The 25,805-nt window shown below is 67.1% G+C and carries 24 protein-coding genes; 10 read left to right on the top strand and 14 right to left on the bottom strand.

Annotated elements, in window-relative coordinates:
- Positions 1 to 31: 31 nt before the first annotated feature.
- The 7 genes from ACZK45_RS13460 to hutI form a co-directional block, all read right to left on the bottom strand.
- Positions 32 to 2,140, bottom strand: a complete 2,109-nt coding sequence (locus ACZK45_RS13460) for a TonB-dependent receptor family protein (protein WP_478444821.1) — start codon at positions 2,138 to 2,140, stop codon at positions 32 to 34.
- A gap of 120 nt (positions 2,141 to 2,260) precedes the next feature.
- Positions 2,261 to 3,166 carry an IS110 family transposase gene (locus ACZK45_RS13455; protein WP_478444820.1) on the bottom strand — a complete coding sequence of 302 codons (906 nt, stop codon included), beginning with the start codon at positions 3,164 to 3,166 and terminating at the stop codon, positions 2,261 to 2,263.
- A gap of 365 nt (positions 3,167 to 3,531) precedes the next feature.
- Complete coding sequence (locus ACZK45_RS13450) at positions 3,532 to 4,968, bottom strand: serine hydrolase domain-containing protein (protein ID WP_478444819.1); 1,437 nt, start codon at positions 4,966 to 4,968, stop codon at positions 3,532 to 3,534.
- Positions 4,969 to 5,117: 149 nt separating this feature from the next.
- Positions 5,118 to 6,785: a urocanate hydratase gene (hutU, locus tag ACZK45_RS13445; protein ID WP_180837941.1), complete on the bottom strand. Its 1,668-nt coding sequence runs from the start codon at positions 6,783 to 6,785 to the stop codon at positions 5,118 to 5,120.
- Positions 6,782 to 7,636 (bottom strand): N-formylglutamate deformylase, encoded by an 855-nt coding sequence (gene hutG / locus ACZK45_RS13440; RefSeq protein WP_125892042.1) that lies wholly within the window; start codon positions 7,634 to 7,636, stop codon positions 6,782 to 6,784. Before hutG ends, hutU begins: the two co-directional genes overlap by 4 nt.
- Entirely contained in the window at positions 7,633 to 9,174 is a 1,542-nt protein-coding gene (gene hutH / locus ACZK45_RS13435; RefSeq protein ID WP_478444818.1) for a histidine ammonia-lyase, read from the bottom strand. The genes hutG and hutH overlap by 4 nt, the downstream gene beginning before the upstream one ends.
- Positions 9,171 to 10,394, bottom strand: a complete 1,224-nt coding sequence (gene hutI, locus ACZK45_RS13430; RefSeq protein WP_478444817.1) for an imidazolonepropionase — start codon at positions 10,392 to 10,394, stop codon at positions 9,171 to 9,173. Before hutI ends, hutH begins: the two co-directional genes overlap by 4 nt.
- Before the next feature lie 67 nt (positions 10,395 to 10,461).
- On the opposite strand from hutI, the gene ACZK45_RS13425 reads away from it, so the two are divergent.
- The 4 genes from ACZK45_RS13425 (at position 10,462) to ACZK45_RS13410 (ending at position 13,246) form a co-directional block, all read left to right on the top strand.
- Positions 10,462 to 11,832 (top strand): formimidoylglutamate deiminase, encoded by a 1,371-nt coding sequence (locus ACZK45_RS13425; RefSeq protein ID WP_478444816.1) that lies wholly within the window; start codon positions 10,462 to 10,464, stop codon positions 11,830 to 11,832.
- 28 nt (positions 11,833 to 11,860) lie between these two features.
- A complete protein-coding gene (gene hutC / locus ACZK45_RS13420) occupies positions 11,861 to 12,589 on the top strand; it encodes a histidine utilization repressor (protein WP_049422110.1) in 729 nt (242 codons plus the stop codon).
- 73 nt (positions 12,590 to 12,662) lie between these two features.
- The gene (locus ACZK45_RS13415; RefSeq protein ID WP_080355371.1) at positions 12,663 to 12,845 is read left to right on the top strand and encodes a type II toxin-antitoxin system HicA family toxin; all 183 of its coding nucleotides are present in this window, start codon (positions 12,663 to 12,665) and stop codon (positions 12,843 to 12,845) included.
- 23 nt (positions 12,846 to 12,868) lie between these two features.
- A complete protein-coding gene (locus ACZK45_RS13410) occupies positions 12,869 to 13,246 on the top strand; it encodes a type II toxin-antitoxin system HicB family antitoxin (protein ID WP_232528032.1) in 378 nt (125 codons plus the stop codon).
- 110 nt (positions 13,247 to 13,356) lie between these two features.
- Here the strand turns inward: ACZK45_RS13410 and ACZK45_RS13405 are convergent, their stop codons facing one another.
- From ACZK45_RS13405 to ACZK45_RS13395, 3 genes are all read right to left on the bottom strand, one after another.
- Positions 13,357 to 14,367: a restriction endonuclease gene (locus tag ACZK45_RS13405; RefSeq protein WP_253144299.1), complete on the bottom strand. Its 1,011-nt coding sequence runs from the start codon at positions 14,365 to 14,367 to the stop codon at positions 13,357 to 13,359.
- 236 nt (positions 14,368 to 14,603) lie between these two features.
- Complete coding sequence (locus ACZK45_RS13400; protein WP_253144297.1) at positions 14,604 to 15,095, bottom strand: phasin family protein; 492 nt, start codon at positions 15,093 to 15,095, stop codon at positions 14,604 to 14,606.
- A gap of 80 nt (positions 15,096 to 15,175) precedes the next feature.
- Positions 15,176 to 15,451, bottom strand: a complete 276-nt coding sequence (locus ACZK45_RS13395) for a polyhydroxyalkanoic acid system family protein (protein ID WP_005417302.1) — start codon at positions 15,449 to 15,451, stop codon at positions 15,176 to 15,178.
- A 125-nt stretch (positions 15,452 to 15,576) separates the two neighbouring features.
- Here ACZK45_RS13395 and ACZK45_RS13390 point away from each other — a divergent pair, with 125 nt between their 5' ends.
- The 4 genes from ACZK45_RS13390 (at position 15,577) to aroA (ending at position 20,321) form a co-directional block, all read left to right on the top strand.
- A complete protein-coding gene (locus tag ACZK45_RS13390; protein ID WP_253144295.1) occupies positions 15,577 to 16,383 on the top strand; it encodes an FHA domain-containing protein in 807 nt (268 codons plus the stop codon).
- A 217-nt stretch (positions 16,384 to 16,600) separates the two neighbouring features.
- The gene (gene serC, locus ACZK45_RS13385; protein WP_478444815.1) at positions 16,601 to 17,686 is read left to right on the top strand and encodes a 3-phosphoserine/phosphohydroxythreonine transaminase; all 1,086 of its coding nucleotides are present in this window, start codon (positions 16,601 to 16,603) and stop codon (positions 17,684 to 17,686) included.
- 51 nt (positions 17,687 to 17,737) lie between these two features.
- Positions 17,738 to 18,937 (top strand): prephenate dehydratase, encoded by a 1,200-nt coding sequence (gene pheA, locus ACZK45_RS13380; RefSeq protein WP_014037689.1) that lies wholly within the window; start codon positions 17,738 to 17,740, stop codon positions 18,935 to 18,937.
- A gap of 76 nt (positions 18,938 to 19,013) precedes the next feature.
- Positions 19,014 to 20,321, top strand: coding sequence for a 3-phosphoshikimate 1-carboxyvinyltransferase (gene aroA / locus ACZK45_RS13375; protein WP_317217443.1), 1,308 nt, complete (start codon positions 19,014 to 19,016; stop codon positions 20,319 to 20,321).
- 234 nt (positions 20,322 to 20,555) lie between these two features.
- Here aroA and ACZK45_RS13370 read toward each other — a convergent pair whose 3' ends face one another.
- Both ACZK45_RS13370 and ACZK45_RS13365 read right to left on the bottom strand, forming a co-directional pair.
- The gene (locus tag ACZK45_RS13370) at positions 20,556 to 21,128 is read right to left on the bottom strand and encodes an energy transducer TonB (protein ID WP_478444814.1); all 573 of its coding nucleotides are present in this window, start codon (positions 21,126 to 21,128) and stop codon (positions 20,556 to 20,558) included.
- Positions 21,129 to 21,247: 119 nt separating this feature from the next.
- Complete coding sequence (locus ACZK45_RS13365) at positions 21,248 to 21,886, bottom strand: energy transducer TonB (protein WP_071227505.1); 639 nt, start codon at positions 21,884 to 21,886, stop codon at positions 21,248 to 21,250.
- A gap of 113 nt (positions 21,887 to 21,999) precedes the next feature.
- Between ACZK45_RS13365 and serS the strand changes: the two genes are divergently transcribed.
- Positions 22,000 to 23,280, top strand: a complete 1,281-nt coding sequence (serS, locus tag ACZK45_RS13360; protein WP_032129791.1) for a serine--tRNA ligase — start codon at positions 22,000 to 22,002, stop codon at positions 23,278 to 23,280.
- A gap of 179 nt (positions 23,281 to 23,459) precedes the next feature.
- Here the strand turns inward: serS and ACZK45_RS13355 are convergent, their stop codons facing one another.
- Together ACZK45_RS13355 and ACZK45_RS13350 are read right to left on the bottom strand one after the other, a co-directional pair.
- Positions 23,460 to 23,810, bottom strand: coding sequence for an SH3 domain-containing protein (locus ACZK45_RS13355; protein WP_478444813.1), 351 nt, complete (start codon positions 23,808 to 23,810; stop codon positions 23,460 to 23,462).
- Positions 23,811 to 24,033: 223 nt separating this feature from the next.
- The gene (locus ACZK45_RS13350) at positions 24,034 to 24,621 is read right to left on the bottom strand and encodes an FMN-dependent NADH-azoreductase (protein ID WP_032129793.1); all 588 of its coding nucleotides are present in this window, start codon (positions 24,619 to 24,621) and stop codon (positions 24,034 to 24,036) included.
- A 122-nt stretch (positions 24,622 to 24,743) separates the two neighbouring features.
- Between ACZK45_RS13350 and ACZK45_RS13345 the strand changes: the two genes are divergently transcribed.
- Positions 24,744 to 25,736: a LysR family transcriptional regulator gene (locus tag ACZK45_RS13345; RefSeq protein WP_005410175.1), complete on the top strand. Its 993-nt coding sequence runs from the start codon at positions 24,744 to 24,746 to the stop codon at positions 25,734 to 25,736.
- Positions 25,737 to 25,805 lie beyond the last annotated feature (69 nt).

Here is a 25,805-nt window from a genome sequence, read left to right as displayed (position 1 = left end):
GCCGGATCACGCCCGGCGCCGCCTGAGGCAATCAATCAAAGCGCAAGCGCACGCCTGCATAGACCCCACGGCCTTCGCCCGGCGTCGAGCGGGCAATATCCTTGCCGGCATCGTTGTAGCCCGGCGTGACCGTGGCGGCGTAGTGGCGGTTGCCGATGTTGCGCATCTCCGCCCAGGCCTGCCAGCGGCCACCGGGTGCGTCGTAGCCGATGCGGCTGCCGAAGATCACACGGCTGTCGGCCCAGTAGCTGTTGGCGTAGTCGACGGCGATGCGCGAGGCGTATTCGGTATTGAGCGCAGCGTACAGGCCGGAGGCGTGATCGAAGCGCAGCTCGGCCTGGTAGGCGTGGCGCGGCAGGCCGGGCAGGCGGTTGCTGCCGAAACGCGCATCGTGGCGATAGCGGAAGTCGCTGAAGGTGTACGCCTGGCGCAAGGACAGGCGGCCCGCCGCTGCCTGCCACAGCGTGCTGTCCAATCCGGCTTCGATGCCGCGGTGCACGGTGGGGCTGGCGTTGTTCTCGGCGATGAACAGGTTCGGCACCGGCTGCAGCTCGACGCTCAGCAGTTCGTGGTTCACGTGTGCGTAGTAACCGGTCAGTTCCCAGCGGCCCAGCGCCGCGTCACCGCGCGCGCCCAGTTCCAGCGTGGTGGCGGTCTGGTTCTGCATCGGTACCGGCGCGCGCTGGCGGCCGGTGGACGGGCCATTGCCCGGCCCGAAGTACTGGTTGGAACTCCAGATCATCGACCACGGATGCGGTGCTTCCACCGAGTGGCTGAGGTTGCCGAACCACTGGGTCTGCGCGCTGTGCTGCCAGGTGAAGCCCAGACGCGGCGCGTAGTCCCAGTCGTGGTCGCGCAGGCGGCCGCCGCTGCTCGGCCAGGTTACCTGCACATCGCGACGGGTGTTGATCAGCGCCAGCCCGGTCTGCATGCGCAGGCGGTCATTGAAGGAGAGGGTGTTGCTGACGTGCAGGGTGCTGTCGGTGCCGTGGTGGCGGAAGTCACGTGTGCGCGTGCCGGCGGCATAGCCGTTGCTGGCAAAACGCAGCGACTCGCGCACATCGGCGTCCAGATCGTGGGTGACGCGCAGGCCGACCGTGGTTTCGCTGTCCAGGCCGAACAGCCGGTGGCGGCGGCGATAGTCCAGCGTGGCATTGAGGTTGGCGTAGTCCAGCTGCTGGCGGTACAGGCTCTCGTTCAAGTCCATCGGGTACTTGTGATAGACCAGCCCGGCCTGCAGCGAGGAATCCTCATCGATCTGCAGCGTGGTGACATTGCCCACCCACGTGCTGCCCGGCTGCGGGCGGCGCGCATCGATGGCCAGGTTGGCGGCATTCGCGGCACGCGGATCGTTGCGGATCTGATCGCGGGTCAGGCGTCCGGGCGTTTCGTGATTGGTCTCGCGGTAGCGCACGAAGAAGCGCGTCTGCAGATCGGGCGTGATCTGCCAGCCGATGTTGGCCATCGCGCCTTTGCCATCGCCGCGCGCATGGCGCTGATAACCGTCGAATTCGGTATCGGTGTAGGCCAGGAAGTAATCGACATCGCCACTGACGCCGCCCCAGCTGAGGCCACGCTTCTGGTAGCCACGGCTGCCGGCTTCGTAGTGCAGTTGCACGCCCGCCGAATCACGCCCGCTGCGGCTGATGTAGTCGATGGCACCGCCCAGTGCCAGCGCGCCACGCTCGAAACCGTTGGCGCCGCGCAGTACTTCCACGCGGGACAGCCACAGCGGTTCCAGCAGCTCGTAGGGCGTGCCGCCCGGGCCGGTCAGTGGCAGGCCGTCGATCGACACCGCAATGCCCGAGGCGTGCGCGCCCGGGCCCCGGTTGATGCCCGAGCCACGGATCGAGATCTTGGTGCCCTCGTTGCCCGGCGACTGCGCGCTGATGCCCGGTTGGTAGGCCAGCACATCGGCACTGCTGGACAGCCGGCTGTCCGCCTTGGCCACGTCGATGACGTTGCTGGCGCCGGGTACGCGCTTCAGCGCCTCGCGCGCCTGGGCGCTGGCATCGGCGGCGGTGACCTGCACCGCATCCAGCGTGGTGGCCTGCGGGGCCGCAGCGGCGGTGGAGGAGAGGCAGAGGGAAACGGCCAGGAACAACAGCGACGGGGTGGGGCGGTACGGCGAGAGCGACATGCGGGAATGCTGTAAACCAATAAAGTGGCGCGCAAGTTAACAGGTCGGCGACGTCACGTCACCCATCGGCGGCGTATGGCCGCCCGCGCTCCTTGTAGAGTCGAGATCCTATGTTCGTGGTCAAGCCTGCTGGAAGCAGGCTTGACCCACCTTCAGCATGGCCGGATCGAAGTCCCGGCCGCTTTTGAAGACACCCCAGGCGATCCTGGCCAGCTTTCTGGCCAGGATGTTGAAGACGGCGGTGCTGGGGTGACCGCGTTTTGACAGCTCGTCGTAGAGCGGTTGCCCCCGACGACACCGCTTGAGCCCCATTGCGGCCATGTAGAGCATCTGGCGCAGCACTGGCGCGCCCTGTTTGGACAGCCGACGCCGTCCCGTTCTGCCGCCAGACTCGTTGGGCCGGGGATCCAGGCCCGTGCAGGCGATCCACGCGTTGGCGTTGGCCAACGGCCAGCGCGTCATGTAGTAGATCAGGTGAGCGGCGACGGCAGGGCCGATACCAGGGATGGTCAACAGGCGCTTGTAGAGCGCGCCATGCTCTCCATCGCGACCCAAGCGCTGCAGTTCGCTTTCCAGCTCGGACAGCGTCCCAGCCAGAGCGCAGAACAGATCTGACAGCTCCCCGGGGGCACTTTTGCTTACCCCGAAGGATTGCTCCAGGCGCGCGCGTGTCTTTACCAGCGTCTGCCGCTTGCGCAGCAAATCGTGCATCTGCTGCTGCTCGTCGGTACGCGGTACGTATTCACGCAGGCGATCGCTCTCCTTCTTCACGTACCGGGCGATCGCTTCGGCGTCCATGGCGTCCGTCTTGCCACGCGAGCCCGTCGCCCGGCCGTAGTACTTGATCAGACGTGGATTGATCACATAGACAACGTGGCCTGCCTGGCCAGCCATCCGAGCCAACAACTCGTAGTACCGCCCCGTCGCCTCCATGCCAATCCGGCATCGCTGGGGCAAGGTGTTGAGCCACTGGGCTATGCTAGCCCGGGTGTTGGCGATCCTGTCGCCGGCCTTGCGGTCGGCCACTGCCGGTACGAACTCCTTGGAGTCCACGTCCACGCCAATATCGAGAGAATCAGACATTTGTACGGCTCCCAGCTATCTTTAAGGGGCTGGGGTGGTACCGCACCGACGTTAGCTTGCCTACATCGACGATCCCCTTTGGGGGCCGTACGATCCTTTATCGACGTTCGTGTGCGGGATGGGGATCGCTCGACTCGTCTGTCGGCTAGTATCCGCAGATGCATGCTTGACGGTCCCTCCACCCTGGCTCCTACATACCGCGTAGGAGCCGGGAGGAACATACAAGCTTGCTCGACTGTCTTTCGCTTTCTGTAGAGTCGAGCCTTGCTCGACTGCCTCTGTGTCCCGGAGTCGAGCACGGCTCGACTCTACAGAGCCGGCTTCGCCAGCGCCTTGGCCTTTGCATACAGCCGATCGGCCGCTTCCTTCTCACCCAGCGCCGCTTGGCATTCCGCCAGGCTGTCCCACGCATTTGCCGAATCCGGATACAGCTCGGTGTTGAGAGCAAATACCTTTACTGCCTTGCGTGCCCCGAGGCTCTCGCGGATCGCGTAACCATCGGCATTGATCGCGCGTTCCAGTTCTCTGGCAGCAACCTTGTTGCTGTCGCGCAGCCAGCGATGCACAGCTTCGGCCGCGCCAGCGCTGTCATCCAGCGCATACGCGATCAGTCGCTCGGACAACACCGTATGTGGGAACTCCTCCGGCGCGGCCACCGCCATCGTGCTCTCGACCAGCGTGCTCGACCAGACATTGCGGGTGCTGCCGTTGGTCAGGTACACGAACACCCAGTAGCCGTTGGCCAGCGTGCCCTTGTAGGCCAGCCGCGCACGTACACGGGTGCCGCCATCGTGGCCGACCTGGGTGTAGCCGTCGCTGCGGGTGGTATCCCAACCGGTGGAGAAGAAATTGCTGCCACCGCCGCTCAGCTTCTGCGGCTGCCAGAGCGTTTCCAGCGTGGACGTGCGCAGCAGCTTGCCGGTCGCCAGCGCCTGCAGGAATCGGTTCATGTCGCCCACGGTGGTCTGCAGGTCGGCGTGGCCCCAACCGTAGTTCGGCCAGGGGTCTTCATTGGCCGGCTGCAGTTGGCCGTCCTTGCCGATGTAAGGCACCGCCGCGCGCGTGGCTGGCACGCTGGTGACGCCCCATGAGGTGCTGGTCATATTCAGCGGTTGCAGGATGCGTTCGCGCGCGATGGCCGGGTAGGGCTTGCGATAGTACGCTTCCAGCAGCGCCGTCAGCACCAGGTAGTTGGCCTGGGTGTACTGCACGCGGCTGCCGGTGACGAACTGCATCGGTGTCGCGCCGGCCACCTTCAGCGCTGCTGCAAGGTCCGGCGCCACTCCGGTGTAGCCCTTGCTCACCCAGCGGTTGTCCACGCGATCGTAATACTCGCCGATACCCGAGCTGTGGTTGAGGAAATCGCGTACGTGAATGGTCTGCCATGCTGATGGCAGGTCCGGCACATAGCGACTGGCCGGCGCATCCAGATCCACCTTGCCCTGATCCACCAGTTGCATCACCAGCGTGCTGGTCAGCAGCTTGGCCATCGACTGCGCGGCGAAGATGGTATCGACGGTGGCCGGTGCATGCGTGGCCGGGTCGCGCTCGCCGCTGGCGCCCTGGTAGAGCACTTGGCCATTGTGTGCGACCAGTACCGCCTGGCCGGCGATGCCGTAGCGCTCGCGGTTGCTCTGCAGTTGGGCGTCGAGCCGGGAAGAGAGGCCGGTAGGGACGTCACGCGCCGAGGCGGGCAGGGCGATGGCCAGGGCACAGAGCAATGCGGCAGCAAGGGTGCGGTACATCGCGGTGATCCGTCAGCGGTGATGGCGCATGTTGGTCACGGCGGGAGAGCGGGTCAAGGGCACCGATTCCCGCATCAGGGAGAACCGGCCAGCGGCCGGCACTACCCTACGCTTCCGGTAGTGCCGGCCGCTGGCCGGCACCCCTGCGATCAGCCCAGGATGCCCGGCAGATCCAGCCCCTTTTCCTTCGCGCAGTCGATCGCGATCTCATAGCCCGCATCGGCATGGCGCATCACGCCGGTGGCCGGGTCGTTCCACAGCACGCGGCCAATCCGCTTGGCTGCGGCCTCGGTGCCGTCGCAGACGATCACCATGCCGGCGTGCTGCGAGAAGCCCATGCCGACGCCACCGCCGTGGTGCAGGGACACCCAGGTCGCGCCGCTGGCGGTGTTGAGCAGGGCGTTCAGCAGCGGCCAGTCGGAAACCGCATCGGAGCCATCAGCCATCGCTTCGGTCTCGCGGTTCGGCGAGGCCACACTGCCTGAATCCAGATGATCGCGGCCGATCACCACCGGTGCCTTCAGTTCGCCGTTGGCCACCATCTCGTTGAAGGCCAGACCCAGACGATCGCGGTCACCCAGGCCGACCCAGCAGATGCGTGCCGGCAAGCCCTGGAACTTGATCTTCTCGGCAGCCATGTCCAGCCAGCGGTGCAGGTGCGGGTTGTCCGGAATCAGTTCCTTCACCTTGGCATCGGTCTTGGCGATGTCTTCCGGGTCGCCGCTCAGTGCGGCCCAGCGGAACGGGCCGATGCCGCGGCAGAACAGCGGGCGGATGTAGGCCGGCACGAAACCGGGGAAGTCGAAGGCATTGGCCACGCCTTCCTCCAGCGCCATCTGCCGCAGGTTGTTGCCGTAGTCCACGGTCGGCACGCCCAGTGCGTGGAAGCCGAGCATGGCGCGGATGTGGTTGGCCATCGACGCGCGCGCGGCCTTCTCCACGTCCTTCGGTGCACTCACACGCTTCTCATCCCACTGTTCGACGGTCCAGCCCTGTGGCAGGTAGCCGTTCACCGGGTCGTGCGCGGAGGTCTGGTCGGTCAGCAGGTCCGGCTTCACGCCGCGCTTGAGCAGTTCGGCCAGCACGTCGGCGACGTTGCCGAGCAGGCCCACCGATTTGGGCGTACCGGCCTTGCACGATTCGTCGATCAGCCGCAGCGCTTCATCCAGGTTGTCGGTCCAGGTGTCGAGGTAGCCGGTGCGCAGGCGCATGTCGATGCTGCTCTTGCGGCACTCGACGGCCAGGCAGGACGCGCCGGCCATCACGGCAGCCAGCGGCTGCGCGCCACCCATGCCACCGAGGCCACCGGTGAACAGCCACTTGCCGGTCAGGTCGCCACCGAAATGCTGGCGGCCCATCTCCACGAAGGTCTCGTAGGTGCCCTGCACGATGCCCTGCGCACCGATGTAGATCCAGCTGCCGGCGGTCATCTGGCCATACATGGCCAGGCCCTTCTTATCCAGCTCGTTGAAGTGGTCCCAGTTGGCCCAGCGCGGCACCAGGTTGGAATTGGCGATCAGCACGCGCGGCGCATCGGCATGGGTGCGGAACACGCCCACCGGCTTGCCCGACTGCACCAGCAGAGTCTGGTCGTCGTCCAGGCGCTTGAGCGTCTCGACGATGGCATCGAAGCTCTCCCAGTCGCGCGCGGCGCGGCCGATGCCGCCGTACACCACCAGTTCCTGCGGGCGCTCGGCCACGTCCGGGTGCAGGTTGTTCATCAGCATGCGCAGCGGCGCTTCGGTCAGCCAGCTCTTGGCGTTGAGCGTGGTGCCTGTCGGCGCGGCAATGGTGCGGGTCGGGTCGTTGCGGGTCATGCGGCGCTCCGGTTCGTAGCGAATTCAAGGCAGGCGTTGAGCACCTGCGCCAAGGTGTGGCGCAGCGGTGCGGCGTGATCGGGGTCGAGCGGGGTGGGCCAGCTGTGTTCGTCCACCTGGTCCGGCAGGGGTTCGTGCATGTAGCCGCGGCAGGCAAGTTCCATCTGCAGGCTGTGCACGCCACCGGCGATGTTGCTGTAGTGGCGGGTGATCCAGCCGCCCTTGAAGCGGCCGTTGCGTACCTGGCTCATGCCGCTGATCTTCAGCAGGTTCTCCACCACATCGCTCAAGGCGTTGTCGCAGGACGTGTCCGGTGCGCCGGACGGGCCGGCGGTACCGAGGTTGAACTGCGGCAGCTCGCCTTCGAACAGGTGCGGGATATGCGAGCGGATCGAGTGCGCGTCATACACCACCACGGTGCCGTGGCGTGCACGCAGGCGCGTGATCTGTGCGGCCAGCGCATCGTGGTAAGGAAGGAAATACGTGTCGCGGCGACGAGCGATTTCCGCGTCATCCGGTTCGCGCCCGGCGTGGTACAGCGGCTGGTTGTCGAAGGTGGTCAGCGGACACAGGCCGGTGGTGTTCTGACCCGGGTACAGCGACACACCGCTGGGATCGCGGTTGAGGTCGATCACCGAGCGCGAGATCGCCGAGCGCACCGTGGTGGCGCCCATGCCGCGCACGAAGTCGTACAGCTCGTGCACCCACCAGTCAGCATCGCGACGGGCCAGCCACGGCGAGTGGTAGTCGCCGATCAGGTCGTGCGGCAGTTCGCTGCCGGTATGCGGGAAGCTGACGATCAACGGGGCGTCGCCCTCGTGCACCGTCAACCATTCGGGATGGGCATTCATGCCTGCGGTTCCACGGTCGGCAGCAGCTCTCCCAGGCCCTGCGCCAGTGCACCGCTGCGCACAAGATTCGTGGCGGTCACCATGTCCGGGTGGAAGTAGCGGTCTTCTTCCAGCGTCGGCACCTGCGCACGCAGGGTGGCGCGCACGGTTTCCAGCGCGGCGCTGGAGCGCAGCGGCGCATGGAAGTCGCAGCCCTGCGCAGCGGCCAGCAGTTCGATGCCGATCACGTTGGCGGCGTTCTCGGCCATCTGCATCAGGCGCCGCGCGCCGTGCGCGGCCATCGACACGTGGTCTTCCTGGTTGGCCGAGGTCGGGATCGAATCAACACTGGCCGGGTAGGCACGCTGCTTGTTTTCCGAGACCAGCGCAGCCGCGGTCACCTGTGGAATCATGAAGCCGGAATTCAGGCCCGGACGCGGGGTCAGGAACGCCGGCAGGCCGGACAGGGCCGGGTCGACCAGCATCGCCAGGCGGCGCTCGCTGATCGAACCGATCTCGCACACCGCCATGGCCAGCATGTCGGCGGCGAATGCGACCGGTTCGGCGTGGAAGTTGCCCCCGGACAGTGCTTCGCCGGTATCGGTGAACACCAGCGGATTGTCGGACACGCCGTTGGCTTCGATTTCCAGCGTGGTCGCGGCCTGGCGCAGGATGTCCAGCGCTGCGCCCATCACCTGCGGCTGGCAGCGCAGGCAGTACGGATCCTGCACGCGTACGTCGTTGTCACGATGCGATTCGCGGATGTCCGAGCCCTGCATCAACGTGCGCAGGGTGGCGGCAGTGGCGATCTGCCCGCGCTGACCGCGGATGGCATGGATGCGCGGGTCGAACGGCGTGTCGGAACCCTTGGCCGCTTCCACCGACAGCGCGCCGGTGACCAGCGCGGCCTGGAACACGGTCTCGATCTCGAACAGGCCGGCCAGTGCATAGGCGGTGGAGAACTGGGTGCCGTTGAGCAGCGCCAGGCCCTCCTTCGCGCCCAGCTCGATCGGCTGCAGGCCGGCACGTGCCAGTGCGTCGGTTGCCGGCAGGCGTTCGTCACCGATAAAGGCTTCACCCACGCCCAGCATCACGCTGGCCAGGTGCGAGAGCGGCGCCAGGTCACCCGAGGCACCCACCGAGCCCTGTGCGGGCACCACCGGCAGCACGCCCTTGACCAGCATTGCTTCCAGCAGCAGCAGGGTTTCCTCGCGCACGCCCGAAGCGCCCTGCGCCAGGCTGACCAGCTTCAGCGCCATCATCAGTCGCACCACATTCGCCGGCATCGGCTCGCCCACACCGGCCGCATGCGAGAGCACGATGTTCCGCTGCAGGGTAGCCAGGTCCTCGCGCTCGATGCGCACGCTGGCCAGCTTGCCGAAGCCGGTGTTGATGCCATAGACCGGCGCGCCCTTGGCGACGATGGCGGCCACGGTCGCGGCACTGGCACGCACCACCGGCAGCGCGGCCGGGTCCAGTGCAAGCGGCGCACCGCGATAGGCCTGCCGCCACTGGGCGAGGGTGACATGGCCGGGGCGAAGAACCAGGGTGTTGCTCATGTGTTGCTCCAGGAGGCAGGCAGGTCGGGCTGTCCGCGCACCACGCGCGCGTGCAGCGGGTTGAATCCAATGCGATAGACCAGGTCGGCGGGCGCGTCGATGTCCCAGATCGCCAGGTCGCAGTCCAGGCCCACGGCCAGGCGACCGATGCGCTCGCCATGGCCCAGTGCGCGCGCCGCTTCACGGGTGAAGCCGGCGATGCACTCGTCCACGGTCAGGCGGAACAGGGTGGCGCCCATGTTCATCGCCAGCAGCGGGCTGGTCAGTGGTGATGTGCCGGGGTTGCTGTCGGTGGCCAGCGCCAGTGGCACACCGGCCGCGCGCAGCGCCGCAATCGGCGGCAGGGTGGTATCGCGGGTGAAATAGAAGGCACCGGGCAGCAGCACGGCGACGGTGCCGGCCCCCGCCATCGCGGCGATGCCGGCATCGTCCAGATGTTCGATATGGTCGGCCGAGAGTGCACCGAAGCTGGCGGCCAGTTCGGCGCCATGCTGGTTGCTCAGCTGCTCGGCGTGGATCTTCACCGCCAGCCCGTTGGCGCGCGCCGCTTCGAAGACCTGCCGCGCCTGCGCCAGCGAGAACGCGATGTTCTCGCAGAACACATCCACCGCTTCGGCCAGGCCTTCGGCGGCGATGGCCGGAATCATCACGTTGCACACCTCGTCGGTGTACTCCTGTGCTTCGCGGCCTGGCGGAATCGCATGTGCGCCGAGGAAGGTGGTCACCACGTTGACCCTGCATTCCTCGCCCAGCGCACGCGCCACCTGCAGCTGCTTGCGTTCGTCGGGCAGGGTCAGGCCGTAGCCGGACTTGATCTCGAGGGTGGTCACGCCCTCGGCGCGCATTGCCAGCAGGCGCGGCCGGCTTTCGCTGGCCAGCTGTTCCGGTGTGGCGGCGCGGGTGGCGCGCACGGTGGAGACGATGCCGCCGCCGGCACGGGCGATGTCGGCATAGCTGACGCCCTGCAGGCGCTGCTCGAATTCGTTGGCGCGGTTGCCGGCGTAGACCAGGTGGGTGTGGCAGTCGATCAGGCCGGGCGAAATCCAGCGGCCTTCACCGTCGATTCGGGTGGTCGGCTGCAGGTGGGCATCGCTGCCGGCCGGGCCGACATGGACGATGCGGCCGTTGGCGCAGGCCAGTACGCCATCGCGGATGACACCCAGCCCCTCGCCATCGAGGGTGATCAGGTGAACGTTGGACCAGAGGGTATCGACGTGCATGGCATCCACAACGCGGCTGTGCTTATATGTCTATACAATATAGGCGTCCATTTCGGGTTGTCCAGCCATGTCCGATTCGCGTTCCCCGCACTGTTTCCATGCCACCCACGCCCTGCTGGCCGAGGGCTGGGCCCGCGGTGTGCGCCTGCAGGTGCAGGACGGCCGCATCACGGCCATCCGCACGGGGCAGGATGCGCAGCCGGGCGATACCCGCGTCGGCATCCTGGTGCCGGGCCTGCCCAACCTGCACAGCCATGCGTTCCAGCGCGGCATGGCCGGGCTGACCGAGATCGGCGGCGGCGACGGTGACAGCTTCTGGAGCTGGCGCGAGCTGATGTATCGCTTCCTGGCCCATCTGCGCCCGGAGGCGGTGCAGGCCATCGCCGCCCAGGCCTACATGGAAATGCTGGAAAGCGGCTTCACCCGCGTCGGTGAATTCCACTACCTGCACCACGATGCTGACGGCCGGCCGTATGCCAACCGTGCCGAGATGAGCGCGCGGATTGCGGCGGCGGCCGACCAGACCGGCATCGGCCTGACCCTGCTGCCGGTGTTCTATGCGCATGCCGATTTCGGCGGAGCGGCACCGAACCCCGCGCAGCGACGCCTGATCCACGACGTGGACGGCTTCGCGCAGCTGCTGGACGCCGCGAAGCCGTCTTTGGCCGCGCTGCCCGATGCGGTGCTCGGCATTGCCCCGCACAGCCTGCGTGCAGTCACCGGCGAGGAATTGAGTGCTTTGCTGCCGCTTACCGACGGCCCGGTGCACATCCACATCGCCGAACAGGTGCGCGAGGTGGAGGCCTGCCTGGCCTGGAGCGGCCAGCGCCCGGTGCAGTGGCTGTACGACCATGCGCCGGTGGATGCGCGCTGGTGCCTGGTGCATGCCACCCACATCACCGACGATGAGCGCGCCGCCATCGTGGCCAGCCAGGCGGTGGCCGGCCTGTGCCCGATCACCGAAGCCAACCTTGGCGACGGCCTGTTCCCGATGCAGGCGTTCGCGCGCGAGGGTGGGCGCTTCGGTGTCGGCTCCGATTCCAATGTGCTGATCGACGCGGCCGAAGAACTGCGCCTGCTCGAGTACGGTCAGCGCCTGACCCTGCGCGGGCGCAACGTACTGGCCCCGGATGCCACCCGCAGCAGCGGTCGCTTCCTGTTCGAAGGCGCACTGCACGGTGGTGCACAGGCCCTGGGCGTGGCCGCTGGCCTGGAGGTGGGCGCCAGCGCCGATCTGGTCGAGCTGGATGCCGCACACCCCGCGCTACAGGCGCGGCAGGACGACGCATGGCTTGACAGCTGGGTGTTCGCCGCACGTAATGGCGCGCTGCGATCGGTCTGGCGCCATGGCCGCCAGTGCGTGGCCGACGGCCGCCACCTGCAGCGCGAGGCGATCACCAGCGCCTTCGCTGCCGCCCTGCGCGGCGTGCTGGGCTGATCGCATCCCGCCACCGAGATCCCATCACGTGAAGGCCAGCAAGTCCGCCACGCTCAACCAGCGTATCCGCAGCGATCTGGAAAGCCGCATCCTCAGCGGAGAGTGGGCGCCGGGCTTCCGTATTCCGTACGAGCACGAGCTGATGGAGCAGTACGGCTGCTCACGGATGACGGTGAACAAGGTGCTGACCGCGCTGGCCGAGAGCGGCATGATCGAGCGTCGCCGCCGCGCTGGTTCGTTCGTGGCGCGGCAGCCCCCGCACCTGGAGCAGGTGGCGCTGGAGATTCCCGATATCGCGATGGAAGTGGGTTCGCGTGGCCATCAGTACGCGTATCGCCTGCTGCAGCGCGACCTGCGCCTTGCAGATGCCGGCAATGCCGGTGAAGTCGAGCTGGCCGGCAGCGAAATGCTGCTGGCGATGCGCTGCCTGCACCTGGCCGACGGCCGCCCGCTGGCGCTGGAGCATCGTCTGATCAGCCCGGTGGGCGTGCCCGAGGTGCTGGAGGTCGACTTCAGTACCACCGCGCCGGGCAGCTGGCTGCTGCAGAACGTGTCGTGGACCCGCGCCCAGCACCGCATCAGCGCCTGGGGCGCGGACACCGCCACGGCCAAGCTGCTGGACGTGAAGCCCGGCACCGCTTGTCTGGTGATCGAGCGCCTGACCTGGCGCGGCGAACAGCCGATCACCCGTGTGCGGCAGGTGTTCCTCGGCGATGCCTGGGATCTGGTGGCGCGCTTCGCGCCTGGGGCAAGGTAGGGGCGGCCCCGCTCGGGACACGCTGTCGCCTTGAACTCTGTCGGGGCGTGTGTACGATGTGTATCGTCCCCGCATGAAGAGCAGGGGCCTCATCCGGGATCTGGAGGCGGCAGGTTGGACCTGTCGCCGGATTCGCGGATCCCATCATGTATTCGTGCACCCGCAGCACCCTCACATCATCACCGTGCCTCACCCTAGGAAGGATCTGGGGAAAGGGCTGGTGCAGGCGTTGCGGAAGCTCGCAGGACTGACGTAGGAGGGCCCATGCGATATCCAGTCTTGATCGAGGCAGGCGATGAGCGCACCGCGTGGGGTGTGGTCGTTCCGGATCTGCCGGGGTGCTTCTCGGCGGCCGACACGCTTGAGGAGGCGCTCAGCGCTGCCGAGGAGGCTGCGCTCGCCTGGATTGATGCGGCCCTGGATGACGGGCGCTCGATTCCGACACCTTCCGCGCCACAGAAAATCGCCGCCGAGGCATCCAAGGACATCCGTTGGATTCTTGCGTACATCTGCATTGATCCGGCCCTGCTGGACGACACCATCGAGCGGGTCAACATCAGCCTGCCACGCCGGATCCTGGCGAGGCTGGATGCGCAGGCCAGAGCGGCAGGTGAATCGCGCTCCAGTTACATCGCCCATCTCGCAGCATTGGGCTGAGCAGGCGCCATGTAGAGCCGAGCCATGCTCGGCTGCTGTTGGCGCGATGCACGATGAGTCGAGCGTGGCTCGACGCTACAAGGGCACCCACGCATCTACGGACACCCCAATCAATACGTGGCGCACTGCCGCCAGCGCACCGGCTCATCCACGCCGGGGCGGGCGTTGAGCTGGATGCGCACGTTGCGCAGGGCCGGGTAGTGCAGCACTTCCTCGCAGACCCGCGGCCACACCGCATCCAGCTCGCCGGTGCGGTTGATCGCCAGCGTCTGCCGGGTCAGCCAGACACCGCTGGCGATGCCGGGTTTGCCGGCCAAGGCACGGGACAGATCGGCCTGGAAGCGCTCCAGCGTGGCGGCATCCGGGTTGGGATTGCTGCGCGCATCGGTTGAGGGTGTGGCCGGCGCAGGCAGCGTGGTCGGCGGCGTGGTGGCGGGGGCCGGCGCCGGTTCGGGCGCCGCTTCAACCGCAGGCGCGACCGGCGCGGGGGCGACCGCCACCTCGGCAACGGGCGGGGCGTCCTGCACATGCAGCCCTTGCAGGCTCAATCCCACCAGCAGGCCCAGCGTCACTGCGGCGAGCGCGGCTATAGCAATGCGGCGCAGGGCTTCATGGCGGGCGCTGGCGCGCACACGGGTTTCGATTTCCGCCGGTAGATAGGGCTGCAGCAACGGCCACAGGCGCGGGCCGTCCAGCACCTCGACCGCCTGCTTTTCGGCGGCGCTGCGGCCGTCGCGTTCCATCCGGCCTTCGGTCAGCAGCACGCCGCCGCGGGCGCCGGCCAGGCGCGCGGCCGCGCCCAGTTCGTTCACCGCAGCGGTGCCGATGCGATAGGCCAAGCCGTGCTTGCACGAGACCAGCCAGCTGTTGGGGCCGTCGCTGAGCAGGAAATCGCTGCTGGGCTCACGGGATTCCTCGCCCGGGTCATCCAGTTCGCGCAGGCCGCGCTGCTCGCGCAGCATGCGCTTGACCAGTACCGAGAACTCGCGCCAGTGCATGCCCGCCAGGGCCTGCAGGCCGAGTTGCATCTCCTTTTGCCGCCGCTTGATCCACCACAGATAGACAACAGCCAGGGAACAGGTAAGCAGGGCCGACAGCAGGGCCAGGATCCAAGGGAGCATGCAGGAGGTGCGCGGAAGGGGCGAATGCGAAGGCGACAGTGTAAAGGTCGCGCCGTGCCGCTGAGTCAGGAGGTTCCTGACAGGAAGCGTGATGGAGCACGCAATTCGGAATACCGCAGGCACGAAAAACCCGCCAATCCTGAAGCCGTGAGGGGAGGGAACAAACGGCAGCCGAAGCGATTGGCGGGTTGCTCGCGATTGTCAATCAAAATTTATTGCAATGCAACAATGGTCGGTCAGGGCACGCTGCCTGGCGACTGATGGCTGCCCGGTGCAGGTGCATCAGTGCCCGACGCGTCGCGATTCTCCAGCTTGGCCAGGCGTGCCTGCAGTGCGTCGATGCGCGCCTCCAGCGCAGTCACCTCGTCGGCGGTGGGCACGTGCAGGCGCTTGAGTACGCCCTGCACCTGGTCGTCGAAGGCTTTTTCGACCTTGTTCCAGGTACCGGAAGCCTTCTCGCGGGCCTCGTCCAGCGACGTTTCAACGTTGTCGCGCCACCCCGGGCCCTGTTCGCTGTTGCGTTCACGGCGGCGGGCTTCCCAGGCTTCGCCTTCCTTCACCAGGCCGTCGAAGAAGCGGCTGCCTTCGGCCTGTGCACGGCCAAGAGCGCCCAGGCCGGCCAACCAGACCTGCTGCGCCGAGTCACTCAGCTTGCGCGAGAAGCGCTCGGCCTGGTCACCGAAAGAGGCGTCGTCGTTGCGGCGGTCGTCGTTCTCGTAGTGGTTCATCGCACTTCCCGTGGGAGTTGGGCCTGCCCCGAGAGTAGCGCGCGTTGGCGTTGCACGGCCGTGATGGCCGCCGCCGGGGTTCAGCCCAGCTTTTCCTTCAGAACGCGCTGGATCTCGCCTTCGACCATGCCCTTCATCGCCGACAGCAGGAAGCCCAGCTTGGCCGTGACGCGCACGGCGCCCGGCTGCAGCTCGATCGCACCGTCCACGCCGCTGCCGGAGAAATTCAGTACGTCGGCAGTCCAGGACGACTTCAGGCCGAAGCGCTCGGACAGCTTGGCGGCGACCTGTTCGATCGCGGCGCGCGCCTGTGCATCGGGCAGGGCGTGGGCGTGGCGGACATCGATGGTGGACATGCAGGCTCCTGGCGCAAAGCGGGGATGATCAATGAGGGCGAGCATTGTGCGCATCGAGGGCCTTCGCGCCAAGCACTCATCGTGGGTTCTTCTTCGTTGGCGACCAACCTGCTAGGCTGCGCCGCGTGCAGAACCTGCTTGTTCACTTCAGCCAACAACAACAGCCCGACCAGCCGCTGCGGCCCGGGGTGCAACGCATCGTGCGCCAGGCCAATGGCAGTGTGAGGCTCGGCGACGCCGGCCACGGAGCCCTGCTGCTGGCACAGTTCTGCGTGGATGATCGCGGCCTCTGGCTGCAGGTCGGCAACGGTATCCGCGGCATTCATGTGAACGGTCGCCCGGTGCGGCGCATGGCGCTGCTGCGTGCGGGCGATGCGGTGTATGTGGACGGCGTGGAAATGGTCCTGCAGGGCGAGGTGGAGAGCCTGCTGCAGGCCCCCGCACCGAACAGCGGTGACGGCACCAATGAGCAGCAGCGCCTGCTGCGCGGTGTCGGTGGCCTGCACCATGGCCGCAGCTTCACGCTGTCGCGGTCCCGCCTGATCGGCCGCGGTGGCGACGCTGACATCGAGATCAATGAACCGGCCTTCGCCGAACAGCACGCCCGCGTGGAAGTGCACGGCGAGCGCGTGCTGTTGCGTGACCTGGGCAGTGCCGATGGCACACGGGTCAATGGCGTGGCCGTGCGCCACTGCTGGCTGCAGGCCGGCGACCAGGTGGTGTTCGATGGCCAGCACCGGTTCGTGCTGGAAGTGCCGCATGACCCGCGCCGGCGCCCGCTGCCGGATGAAGACGAGTCCAGCCAGGACGCCGAGCAGGCGCCGGTGATGCCGGCCGCGCCGCGCAAGGTCCGGCGCTGGCCGTGGCTGCTGGTGAGTGCGCTGCTGCTGGCGGCGGTGCTCAGCCTGCTGCTCTGGTTCGGCGCGCGCTGATCTGAACCGGCCGTATCCGCTCTGGTAGGTGCCGACCTTGGTCGGCACGCTCCTTCGGCGGGGATGACGCCTGACGGCGTACGCCGACCAAGGTCGGCGACTACCGGGGCAATGCTGCTGGCCAATGGATTCCAATGAAACCAAATTTCCCTTGCCGCACAAGGCCGCAAGGCTGGTGCACTGCGGCATACTAGGGGTCTTGCCCCACAGGTGTGACATGACGCGCGCGTTCAACTTCAGTGCCGGCCCTGCAACCTTGCCGGAATCGGTCCTGCGCCAGGCGCAGGCGGAAATGCTGGACTGGCACGGTACCGGTGCCTCGATCGTGGAAATGAGCCATCGCGGCGCGGAGTTCATGTCCGTGGCCGCCGAGGCCGAGGCCGACCTGCGTCGCCTGCTCGATATCCCCGAAGACTATGCGGTGCTGTTCCTGTCCGGTGGTGCCACCACCCAGCAGGCGCTGATCCCGCTCAACTTCGCCACCCCCGGCCAGCGTGCCGATTACGTGGTCAGTGGTCACTGGGGCAAGACGGCGGTCAAGCAGGCCAGTGTCTACGTCGACGTCAACATCGCCGCCAGCAGCGAGGCCGATGGTTACCGCACGCTGCCGCCGCGCGCCGACTGGCAGCTGTCGCCCGATGCCGCCTACGTGCACATCACCGCCAACGAAACCATCCACGGCGTCGAGTTCCGTGATGTGCCCGACACCGGCGGCGTCCCGCTGATCGCCGACTTCAGCTCGTCCATCGCCAGCGAACCGCTGGATGTGCGCCGTTATGGCGTGATCTACGCCGGCGCGCAGAAGAACCTGGGCCCGGTCGGCATCGCGGTGATGATCATCCGCCGCGATCTGCTCGAGCGCAGCGGCCAGCCGCGCGCGGACATCTTCGACTACCGCTCGCATGTCGCCCGCGATTCGATGCTCAACACCCCGCCGACCTGGAACTGGTACCTGGCCGGCCTGGTGTTCAAGTGGATGCTGGCCGAAGGTGGCGTGGCCGAGTTCGCCAAGCGCAATGCCGCCAAGGCCGCGCTGGTATACGGCGCCATCGATGGTTCCGGGGGCTTCTACCGCAACGAGGTCGCACATCCGGCACGCTCGCGGATGAACATCCCGTTCTTCCTGCCCAATGCCGAGCTTGATGCCCGTTTCGTCGCCGAAGCCAAGGCCGCCGGCCTGCTGGCGCTGAAGGGGCACAAGGTGGTCGGGGGCATCCGCGCCTCGCTGTACAACGCCATGCCGCTGGCCGGGGCCGAGGCGCTGGTCGCCTTCATGGCCGATTTCCAGCAGCGTCACGGCTGAGCAATGAACGGCGCGCACCGTCGGGTGCGTGCCCCGCAACAAGGAATTCCGATGGCAAGCAGCAAATCCAGCAAGAAGGCGCCGAAGAAGGCCGAACCGGCCAAGGACAGCGCGCCCACCAAGGCGAAGGGCAAGGCCAAGGCCGCGTCGAACCCGGCACCCACCCTGGCGCCGCTGGCGCTGGCCGATGTGCGCTCGAAGATCGACCAGATCGACCGCGACATCCAGAGCCTGATCGCCGAGCGCGCGCGCTTCGCCCACCAGGTCGGCAAGGCCAAGGGCAAGCTTGCCGCCGCCGTCGACTACTACCGCCCCGAGCGCGAAGCGCAGGTGCTGCGCATGGTGGTGGACCGTAACGAAGGCCCGCTCAGCGATGAGCTGCTGGTGCACGTCTACCGCGAGATCATGTCGGCCTGCCTGGCCCAGCAGGAGCCGCTGAAGATCGGCTACCTCGGCCCGGAAGGCACCTTCAGCCAGCAGGCCGTGCTCAAGCACTTCGGCCGCTCCGCGCTGGGCCTGCCGATGGCCAGCATCGAGGAAGTGTTCCAGGAAGTGGAAGCGGGCAACGCAGATTTCGGCGTGGTGCCGGTGGAGAATTCCGGGCAGGGCACCATCCAGATCACCCTGGACATGTTCCTGACCTCCAACCTGAAGATCTGTGGCGAAGTGGAGCTGCGCGTGCAGCAGTACCTGATGTCGCGCAGCGGCCGCATCGAGGACATCGAGCGCATCTACGCGCACCCGCAGTCGTTCATGCAGACCTCGGCGTGGCTGCGCGCCAACCTGCCGAAGGCCGAGAAGATTCCGGTATCCAGCAACGCCGAAGGTGCGCGCCGTGCGCGCAACGCCGACGACGCGGCGGCCATCGGTGGCGAGAGTGCCGGCCACGTGTACGGCCTGAAGAAGGTGGTCACCAAGCCGATCCAGAACGATGCCGACAACACCACCCGCTTCCTGGTGGTGGGCCGGAATATCTTCCCGACCTCCGGCCACGACCGCACGTCGGTGCTGGTGTTCATCCATGACAAGCCCGGTGCGCTGTTCGACGTGCTCAGTCCGTTCGCCCGCCACGGCATCAGCATGAACCGCATCGAGTCGCGCCCGTCGCACCACGGCAAGTGGGAATACGGCTTCTTCATCGACCTGGCCGGCCATATCGACGACGCGCCGATGCAGGCCGCGCTGGCCGAACTGGAAGCGCACTCGGCACAGATCAAGGTGCTGGGTTCCTATCCGGTGGCCGTGCCCTGAGTGCCGCTGTGGCGGCTGCGGCCGCTGCCCCCTGATGCATCGCCGGTGCTGCCGGCGTTTACGGAATGATCGAACGATGAGCAACGCGCAACACTGGATTGCCCGCAAGGGCCAGCCGCTGCAGGGCAGCCTGACCATTCCCGGCGACAAGTCGGTCTCTCACCGCTCGGTGATGTTCGCCGCGCTGGCCGATGGCACCTCGCATATCGAGGGTTTCCTGGAAGGTGAGGACACCCGCGCCACTGCGCGCATCTTCGGCCAGCTGGGCGTGCGCATCGAAACCCCCAGCCCGTCGCAGCGCATCGTGCACGGCGTCGGTATCGACGGCCTGAAGGCGCCGGATGCGCCGCTGGACTGCGGCAACGCCGGTACCGGCATGCGCCTGTTGGCCGGTCTGCTGGCGGGCCAGGCATTCGACTGCACGCTGATCGGCGATGAGTCGCTGTCCGGCCGCCCGATGCGCCGCGTGACCGGCCCGCTGTCGCAGATGGGCGCGAAGATCGACACTGAAAGCGATGGCACGCCGCCGTTGCACGTGCATGGCGGCCAGACGCTGCACGGCATCGACTTCGCCTCGCCGGTGGCCAGCGCGCAGATCAAGTCGGCGGTGCTGTTGGCCGGCCTGTACGCGCAGGGCGAAACCCAGGTGACCGAACCGCACCCGACCCGTGACTACACCGAGCGCATGCTGTCCGCGTTCGGCGTGGACATCGAATTCTCGCCCGGCAAGGCACGCCTGCGTGGTGGTCAGCGCCTGCGCGCGACTGACATCGTGGTGCCGGCCGACTTCTCTTCGGCCGCGTTCTATCTGGTGGCGGCCAGTATCATTCCCGGCTCCGAACTGCGCCTGAAGCAGGTCGGCCTGAATCCGCGTCGCACCGGTTTGCTGCACGCGCTGCGCCTGATGGGTGCGGACATCACCGAAGAGAACCCGGCCGAGCAGGGCGGTGAACCGGTGGCGGATCTGGTGGTGCGCTACGCCCCGCTGAAGGGCGCACGCATTCCGGAAGCACTGGTGCCGGACATGATCGACGAGTTCCCGGCGCTGTTCGTGGCCGCTGCGGCCGCCGAAGGCCAGACCGTGGTCAGCGGGGCCGCCGAACTGCGGGTAAAGGAATCTGATCGTCTCGCCGCGATGGCGACCGGCCTGCGCGCGCTGGGCATGCAGGTGGACGAAACCGAAGACGGCGCCACCCTGCACGGCGGTGTGCGCCTGGGCAGCGGCACCATCGAAAGCCACGGTGACCATCGCATCGCCATGGCCTTCGCCATCGCCGGCCAGATCAGTGACGGCGAAGTGCGCATCAACGATATCGCCAACGTCGCCACCTCCTTCCCGGACTTCGATGGCCTGGCGCGCAGCGCCGGGTTCAACCTGGCCTGAGCGGCCACGCCCGGCAGATGACGTAACCCGGTGGGTGCCAACCTTGATCGGCTCGCTCACATCACCCGGTAGGTGCCGACCTTGGTCGGCACGCTCACATCGCCCGGTAGGTGCCGACCTTGGTCGGCACGCTCATATCGCCCGGTAGGTGCCAACCTTGGTTGGCACGCCTTTCCGCATAAAAAGACGGAGGCCGAAGCCTCCGTCGAAACATCACGAACCCCTCGTCCGCGATCAACGCTGCTCGGTACGGAAATCCACCGGGACCCGCACCACGCTTGCTACTGCGCGGCCGTCATGCACCGCAGGCTGGAACTTCCAGTTCTGCACGGTGTTCAGCACCGCACGGTCCAGGTCGCGGCTGCGCTCGCCGCTGCGCGAAACAATCGCAGCGTTGGCGACATTGCCACGGGTATCGACATTCAGGCTGGCGATCACGCTGCCCTGCACGCCACTGCGCAGTGCGGCAGCGGGGTAGGTGGGCATGCGGTTGCTGGCCAGCGGGCGTGCTTCGCGATTACGCGCGACCGGCGCAGTCTTGTGCTGGCTGGAGGCCGGGGCGGCCTGGCGCGTTGCAGGTGCTGCTGCATCGGTCACCGCAGCCTGCTCAGGGGCGGGCAACATGCGCTCACCGACCGGTGCCGGCGCCACATCCTCCTGGTTGGAATGGCGCAGCCACAGCAGGGCGGCCGCAAACATCGCCACGATCAGCGCGATCCACATCCAGGGCGACGTGGGCTTGTGCTGCACGCTCGGATCCTGCTGCAGCTGCGGCGAATGAAGGTCTTCGTGGGTGGTGGCAGTCATCGCAAACTCCTTCCGTCAACTGACGACGTGGGAAGTGTTGCCCGAGCCATGGACGGGAAGTGTCAGCGCTGCGTCAACGCCACCGGCAGGGTTCAGTTTGCCTGCCGGGAAGCGTTCAGTTACTGCGTCTTGAAGTCGAACGGTACTTCAATGCTGCCGGGCACGGCCTGGCCATTGCTCTGCGCCGGGGTGAAACGCCAGCGGCGCACCGCGTCGGTGGCGGCACGGTCGAGGTCGCGTGAACCACTGCGCTGGATCACTGTGGTGTTGTTGGGATAGCCGGTGGCGTCCACGTCTACGCGTACCACCACGGTGCCGGTTTCGCCGGCGCGCAGGGCGGCGGCGGGGTACGACGGCGGCGGCGACTGGCCGGCAATCGGCATCGGCTGGCTGTTGCTGGTCGCAGCCGGCGCAGCGCCCGGGGCGGCCGGGGCCGGCTCGGCGATCGGGGCGGGTGGCGGCGGAGCGGTTTCGACCAGCTTCGGCGCTTCCTCCTCCACCGGTGCCGGCTTGGCGTCAGGCATGTCGCTGGAACCGGCTGCAGCGGCCAAGGGTTCCGGCAGGGGCTCGACCTGGGCGGTTTCCTGCGGGGTCTGTGCGGCCGGGTCGGCGCGGAAGAACTCCTTGTCACGGCCGGTCAGCCAGACCAGCACGAACAGCAGCACGCCCACGCCGAAGGCGATGCCGGCGATCTTCAGGGCGTTGCGCGGGATATGCACAGTGAACGACTTGGCGGACGACGAGCGGGGTGCAGACATGGACCGGACCAGTACGGAATAGCCCGATTCTGCCACGCCGGGAATGAACCGGGCGGCAGAAATCCGTATAACAAGCGATAATCCCGTTCCTGATACCCACCACGACACCTGCCATGCTTGATCCAGCCCTGCTCCGCCACCAGCCCGCCGACCTCGCCGAACGCCTGCGCACCAGCCGCGGCTTCGAGCTCGACGTGTCTGCCCTGGAGTCCCTGGAGGCCGATCGCAAGCGCATCCAGGTGCGGACCCAGGAGCTGCAGAGCCTGCGCAACAGCCGTTCCAAGGCCATCGGCCAGGCCAAGGCGAAGGGAGAGGACGTCTCGGCCATCATGGCCGAGGTCGCTGCCTTCGCCGACGAACTGAAGGCCTCGGAAGTGGCGCTGGACGAGCTGCGCGAGAAGATCGACGCCATCTCGATGGGCATTCCGAACCTGCCGGCCGATGACGTGCCGGCCGGTGCCGACGAGAACGACAACGTCGAGCAGGCGCGCTGGGGCACCCCGCGCCAGTTCGACTTCAAGGTGCTCGATCACGTCGAACTGGGCGCCCGCAACGGTTGGCTGGACGGCGAAACCGCCGCCAAGCTGTCCGGTTCGCGCTTCACCGTGCTGCGCGGCCCGATTGCGCGCCTGCACCGTGCGCTGGCGCAGTTCATGGTCGACCTGCACACCGGTGAGCACGGCTACGAGGAAACCAACGTGCCGCTGCTGGTCAACGCCGATTCGCTGCGCGGCACCAGCCAGCTGCCGAAGTTCGAGGACGACCTGTTCAAGACCGCCGTGGGCGACTCCACGCGCTACCTGATCCCGACCTCGGAAGTACCGCTGACCAACATCGTGCGCGATGAGATCGTCGATGCCGAACGCCTGCCGCTGCGCATGACCGCCCACTCGATGTGCTTCCGTGCCGAGGCCGGCAGCGGTGGCCGCGACGTGCGCGGCATGATCCGCCAGCACCAGTTCGAGAAGGTCGAGCTGGTCTCGATCAGCCGCCCGGAAGACAGCGACGCCGAACACCAGCGCATGACCCGTTGCGCCGAAGTGGTGCTGGAAAAGCTGGGCCTGCCGTACCGCAAGGTGCTGCTGTGCACCGGCGACATGGGCTTCTCGGCGGTGAAGACCTACGACCTGGAAGTCTGGCTGCCGTCGCAGGAGACCTACCGCGAGATCTCCTCGTGCTCGAACTGTGGTGACTTCCAGGCCCGCCGCATGCAGGCCCGCTGGCGCAACCCGGCCACCGGCAAACCGGAACTGGCGCATACCCTGAACGGTTCGGGCGTGGCGGTGGGCCGCGCGATGATCGCGGTGATGGAGAACTACCAGAACGCCGACGGCAGCATCACCGTGCCGGAGGCCCTGCGCCCGTACATGGGTGGCCTGGAAACCATCGGCTGATAGCCTGATGGGGTGGGTGCCATGCTTGCATGGCACTGCTCTGGCTCTGGTGGGTGCCATGCTTGCATGGCACTGCTGCGGCTCTGGTGGGTGCCATGCTTGCATGGCACCATATCCACGCATGGCGTGGATCTACAATGCGGGCTACATCCACGCCATGCGTGGATGAACCACCGTGATCACTCCACAACCCGCACCTTCTCCAACGGCACCCAGCCCGGTTCACCCGTCTCCGGCACGCACCACGCCCAGCCATTGAGCGTGCGCTCGCCACGCAGCAGCTGCCCGGGATCCACATCCAGTTCGCGCGCACAGTAGTCTTCCGTGGCAAATGCGCCACCCTGCGCGTCGCGGCCGATCACCGGCGCCGGCACGAATCCCGGCTGCTGGCCCTCTGCCTCGCACAGGAACCAGTCTTCCCAGCCTTCAGGCCCTTCATAACGTTCGCCCACCACCAGCGGCTGGCCACGGCGCAGGGTGATCGGGTGCGGAAATTCGCTGCGGTGTGCAGTGGTCACGATGTAGTTCATGGCCCCAGCCTAACGTTCTGGTGAGCGTCGCGCATGGCAGCGTATCCACGCGCACGTGCGGTAGAGCCACGCCATGCGTGGATGACATAGCGCACAGTCCATACGCCATAAAAAAACGGCCCCGCAAAGCGGGGCCGCCAGGGTGGGCCGGGATGGGGGAGGGGATCCCGGCCCGCGTTCAGCGCCCAGACGAGGAGAGAGCGGCGCCGAACGCTGGAACGCGTTACGCCGCGGCGGCCTCGGCCGCTTCGTGCGACGGCAGCGCAGCCAGTGCGCCGGCAATGGCGTCTTCGCGGTGCTGCGGCGAGTAGGCGATGCCTTCGGCGCGTACGAACTCGACATCGTTGATGCCCCAGAAGGCAAACGTCTGGCGCAGGAACGGCTCCTGGAAGTCCGCGGGCGAATCGGTGTAGATGCCGCCACGGCTGCTGGCGATGATCACCCGCTTGCCACCGGCCAGGCCGACCGGGCCGTTCTCGGTGTACTTGAAGGTGCGCCCGGCCACGGCCACGCGGTCGATCCAGGCCTTCAGGGTGGACGGAATGCTGAAGTTGTACATCGGCGCGCCGATCACCACGATATCGGCCGCCAGGAACTGCTCGAGTACCTGTTCAGCATCGGCGGCTTCGGCAGCGTCGGCCTTAGCAAGCGATCCGCTGCGCAGATGCGGTACCGGATTGGCGTCAAGATCGCGATAATCAACCTGCAGGCCGTCGATCTGCTGAGTGAACTGGGCCACCACGGCGGCGGTCAGGTGGCGGGAGACGGAGTTGTCGCCAAGCACGCTGGCGTCGATGTGCAGAAGCTTCATGGCAGTACCTATGTTCGGGAGAGGTGGCGGGCTTGCCGCCGACGGAGAGAACGATAGGTTGTTGCAAAGGCGGGATAAAGGTGGTTGAATGCCACGTATTGTTCTAGATATGGAACTCGGGCATGCATGACCTGAATGATCTGTACTACTTCGCGATGGTGGTCGACCATGGCGGATTCGCCGCCGCCGAGCGCGCACTGGGTATCCCCAAGTCGCGCCTGAGCCGCCGCATCAGCCAGCTGGAAACCGACCTGGGCGTGCGCCTGCTGCAGCGCTCCACGCGTCGTTTCGCCGTCACCGATGTCGGCACCAGCGTGCACCGCCACGCGCAGACGATGCTGGCCGAGGCACAGGCCGCACGCGAAGTGGTGGACCGCCTCAGCGCGGAACCGCGCGGCGTGGTGCGCGCCAGCGTGCCGGTATCGCTGGCGCAGATGCAGCTGCCCAAGCTGCTGCCCAAGTTCCTTGAGCAGTACCCGAAGGTGCGCCTGCAGTTGAACATCAGCAACCGCCGCGTGGACATCATCAATGAAGGCTACGACGTGGCCCTGCGCGTGCGCTCGCGCCTGGACGACGATGGCAGCCTGGTGATGCGCAGCTTCGGACAGGTGCAGGAACTGCTGGTGGCCAGCCCGAAGTACCTGGATCGCGCCGGCCGGCCGAAGGATCCTGAAGAGCTGACCCAGCACGTCACCCTAAGCATCAGCGAAGACGAAGCACGCCAGCGCTGGGAGCTGCATGGCCCGGAAGGCGAAGTGCGCCGGGTCGACCTGCAGCCGCGCGTGGCCGGCTTCGACTTCCCGCTGCTGCAGAGCATGGTGAAGGACGGCTTCGGCATCACCATGCTGCCGGAAACCGTGTGCGCCGATGCCGTGCGCAACGGCGAACTGGAAGTGGTGCTGCCGGACTGGTCGCTGCCGCAGGGCGTGTGCCATGCCGTGTTCGCCTCGCGCCGCGGCTTGCTGCCGGCGGTGCGCGTGTTCATCGACTTCCTGGCCGAGCACCTGCCGCCGCAGCTGGAGGCCTCGCGCCTGGATTGCGGTGGCGCCTGTGAAAAGGCCAAGGAGCGGATCAAGGCCAGTGCGCTGGGCGCGTTGGCAGTGGATGCGGGCTGAGGCACCTGGCCGCAACTGCACCGCCGATCTGTGAAACGGTAGCGCCGGGCCATGCCCGGCGTTGCTGCT

The sequence above is a fragment of the Stenotrophomonas sp. 63632_Sma genome (assembly GCF_056482875.1).
Note: the sequence above shows the minus strand (reverse complement) of the source record. Positions and strands in the feature narration are given on the sequence as shown.

What these genes read in the sequence shown, in the direction of transcription:
- ACZK45_RS13460 (WP_478444821.1), bottom strand. Translation starts at nt 2,140, where the DNA reads ATGTCGCTCTCGCCGTACCGCCCCACCCCGTCGCTGTTGTTCCTGGCC.
- ACZK45_RS13450 (WP_478444819.1), bottom strand. Translation starts at nt 4,968, where the DNA reads ATGTACCGCACCCTTGCTGCCGCATTGCTCTGTGCCCTGGCCATCGCC.
- hutU (WP_180837941.1), bottom strand. Translation starts at nt 6,785, where the DNA reads ATGACCCGCAACGACCCGACCCGCACCATTGCCGCGCCGACAGGCACC.
- hutG (WP_125892042.1), bottom strand. Translation starts at nt 7,636, where the DNA reads ATGAATGCCCATCCCGAATGGTTGACGGTGCACGAGGGCGACGCCCCG.
- hutH (WP_478444818.1), bottom strand. Translation starts at nt 9,174, where the DNA reads ATGAGCAACACCCTGGTTCTTCGCCCCGGCCATGTCACCCTCGCCCAG.
- hutI (WP_478444817.1), bottom strand. Translation starts at nt 10,394, where the DNA reads ATGCACGTCGATACCCTCTGGTCCAACGTTCACCTGATCACCCTCGAT.
- ACZK45_RS13425 (WP_478444816.1), top strand. Translation starts at nt 10,462, where the DNA reads ATGTCCGATTCGCGTTCCCCGCACTGTTTCCATGCCACCCACGCCCTG.
- ACZK45_RS13415 (WP_080355371.1), top strand. Translation starts at nt 12,663, where the DNA reads ATGAAGAGCAGGGGCCTCATCCGGGATCTGGAGGCGGCAGGTTGGACC.
- ACZK45_RS13405 (WP_253144299.1), bottom strand. Translation starts at nt 14,367, where the DNA reads ATGCTCCCTTGGATCCTGGCCCTGCTGTCGGCCCTGCTTACCTGTTCC.
- ACZK45_RS13400 (WP_253144297.1), bottom strand. Translation starts at nt 15,095, where the DNA reads ATGAACCACTACGAGAACGACGACCGCCGCAACGACGACGCCTCTTTC.
- ACZK45_RS13395 (WP_005417302.1), bottom strand. Translation starts at nt 15,451, where the DNA reads ATGTCCACCATCGATGTCCGCCACGCCCACGCCCTGCCCGATGCACAG.
- serC (WP_478444815.1), top strand. Translation starts at nt 16,601, where the DNA reads ATGACGCGCGCGTTCAACTTCAGTGCCGGCCCTGCAACCTTGCCGGAA.
- pheA (WP_014037689.1), top strand. Translation starts at nt 17,738, where the DNA reads ATGGCAAGCAGCAAATCCAGCAAGAAGGCGCCGAAGAAGGCCGAACCG.
- aroA (WP_317217443.1), top strand. Translation starts at nt 19,014, where the DNA reads ATGAGCAACGCGCAACACTGGATTGCCCGCAAGGGCCAGCCGCTGCAG.
- ACZK45_RS13370 (WP_478444814.1), bottom strand. Translation starts at nt 21,128, where the DNA reads ATGACTGCCACCACCCACGAAGACCTTCATTCGCCGCAGCTGCAGCAG.
- ACZK45_RS13365 (WP_071227505.1), bottom strand. Translation starts at nt 21,886, where the DNA reads ATGTCTGCACCCCGCTCGTCGTCCGCCAAGTCGTTCACTGTGCATATC.
- serS (WP_032129791.1), top strand. Translation starts at nt 22,000, where the DNA reads ATGCTTGATCCAGCCCTGCTCCGCCACCAGCCCGCCGACCTCGCCGAA.
- ACZK45_RS13355 (WP_478444813.1), bottom strand. Translation starts at nt 23,810, where the DNA reads ATGAACTACATCGTGACCACTGCACACCGCAGCGAATTTCCGCACCCG.
- ACZK45_RS13350 (WP_032129793.1), bottom strand. Translation starts at nt 24,621, where the DNA reads ATGAAGCTTCTGCACATCGACGCCAGCGTGCTTGGCGACAACTCCGTC.
- ACZK45_RS13345 (WP_005410175.1), top strand. Translation starts at nt 24,744, where the DNA reads ATGCATGACCTGAATGATCTGTACTACTTCGCGATGGTGGTCGACCAT.